The organism is Stenotrophomonas pictorum JCM 9942, from assembly GCF_001310775.1.
GTDB classification, from domain to species: Bacteria; Pseudomonadota; Gammaproteobacteria; order Xanthomonadales; family Xanthomonadaceae; genus Stenotrophomonas; species Stenotrophomonas pictorum.
In genome coordinates, this window is the sequence record NZ_BAZI01000601.1 from 1 (window position 1) to 1,169 (window position 1,169).

Annotated in this window: 2 protein-coding genes and 1 pseudogene; all 3 read left to right on the forward strand. The window is 65.7% G+C overall.

From position 1 onward, the window contains the following. The coding region (locus JCM9942_RS16400) for a TraB/TrbI/VirB10 family type IV secretion system protein (RefSeq protein WP_172675183.1) at positions 1–742 on the forward strand (742 nt) is incomplete at its 5' end. Next, positions 739–987, forward strand: coding sequence for a DUF2274 domain-containing protein (locus JCM9942_RS16405; RefSeq protein ID WP_016448812.1), 249 nt, complete (start codon positions 739–741; stop codon positions 985–987). The genes JCM9942_RS16400 and JCM9942_RS16405, both read left to right, overlap by 4 nt. Positions 988–1,010: 23 nt before the next feature. Continuing rightward, positions 1,011–1,169, forward strand: a pseudogene (locus JCM9942_RS16410) (transposase); the annotation flags it as partial.

Here is a 1,169-nt window from a genome sequence, read left to right on the forward strand (position 1 = left end):
CCCGCTCACGGCTGGGCCGGCATCGGTGGCGGCGCAGCCTGCCGACCCGACCGCCGTGCAGAACCGACAAGACCAAAAGGAAGCGTTCCTGAAAGCCGGCTCTACGGAAACACGCAATTCCGGCAATCTGGCGCTGCCGGCGTCGCCGTATCAGGTGATGGCCGGAACCGTGATCGCGGGCGCGCTGGTGACGGGCATCAAGTCGGACTTGCCGGGCGACGTGATCGCCACGGTGACGGAGCCGGTCTTTGACACGGCCACGGGCAAGTTCCTGCTGATCCCGCAGGGATCGCGCATCCTGGGGCGCTACAACAGCCAGGTCAGCTACGGACAGAGCCGCGTGCAGGTGGTGTGGAACCGGATCATCCTGCCCGACACGTCCTCGCTGACGCTCGACAACCTCGTGGGCACCGACCCGGCCGGCTACGCCGGCCTGGAAGACGACGTGGACTGGCACTGGAAGCGCATCGTTGCGGGCGCGGTGCTGACGACGCTGCTGGGCGTGGGTGCCGAGCTGGCCGCGCCGGAAAACCGCCAGGACGGCAACCGCATCGTCATCGCCGGGCGCGACAGCGCCCAGGACAGCATCAATCAGGTCGGCCAGGAGATCACCCGGCGCAACATGAACATCCAGCCGACGCTGACCGAGCGGCCGGGCCTGCCGGTGCGGATCATCGTCAACCGGGATCTGGTGCTGCGGCCCTACCAGCCGCTGTTCTTCAATCGGGGAGCTTCGCAATGAGCGCGACCAAGAAGCTGCGGCTCGGGCCGCTGCCCAAGACCGAGAACGTCAAGATGACTTTCGCCTGCCCAGCCAGCCTGAAAGCCGACCTCGACCGCTACGCCGCGCTGCACGCGCAAGCGTATGGCGAGGCAGTCGATGCAGAGAAGTTGATCCCGCACATGCTGGAGGCGTTCATGGCGAGGGATCGCGGGTTCAAGAGGGGAGGGCAGCCAACGCCGCAGCCATCGACTAGGGCCTGTTAACACTACGTGCTAACATACTGCGCATGGAACTTACGCCTGCGCAATTCGCGCGTATCGAGGATTGCCTGCCGCGGCAGCGGGGCAATGTGTCGCTGGACAACCTTCAAGTGCTCAACGCGATCCTGTTCGTGGCCGAAAATGGCTGCAAGTGGCGGGCCCTGCCCAAGCGGTTCGGCAACTAG

Excerpts from the sequence above, each read along its gene's own strand:
- JCM9942_RS16405 (WP_016448812.1), top strand. The coding sequence starts at position 739 with ATGAGCGCGACCAAGAAGCTGCGGCTCGGGCCGCTGCCCAAGACCGAG.